Source organism: Pseudoalteromonas sp. SG41-2 (assembly GCF_014164535.1).
In the GTDB taxonomy this organism is placed as follows: Bacteria; Pseudomonadota; Gammaproteobacteria; order Enterobacterales; family Alteromonadaceae; genus Pseudoalteromonas; species Pseudoalteromonas rhizosphaerae.
In genome coordinates, this window is record NZ_JACJFK010000124.1 from 1 (window position 1) to 437 (window position 437).

The window sequence follows — 437 nt, forward strand, 5'->3', positions numbered from 1 at the left end:
GATGGCGCAGGTACATGGACTATCAGTGGTAGTGAGTTTGATGTCAGCAGCTTTAATAATGGCACGCTCACCGTCAGCGCCACACAATCTGATGCGGCGGGTAACACCTCCAGTGCAACCAGCACCTCAGTGATTTTAGATAACGCAGGACCGAATGCCTTGACGATTGCCACCCCGATTGAGGTTGATGGCCGGATCAATGCTGTAGAAGATGGCAGTGTATTGATCACCGGCTCTGGCGCAGAAGCCAATGCCAGTGTCAGTGTGACTATCAGCGATGGTTCGAATAACCAATCGCGGACCGTGACGGCTGATGGCGCAGGTACATGGACTATCAGTGGTAGTGAGTTTGATGTCAGCAGCTTTAATAATGGCACGCTCACCGTCAGCGCCACACAATCTGATGCGGCGGGTAACACCTCCAGTGCAACCAGCAC

The 437-nt window shown here is 53.1% G+C and carries 1 protein-coding gene; it reads left to right on the top strand.

Annotation, left to right across the window (positions count from 1 at the left end):
* On the top strand, positions 1-437 hold a 437-nt coding region (locus H5186_RS22905; RefSeq protein WP_220496414.1), incomplete at both ends, for an Ig-like domain-containing protein.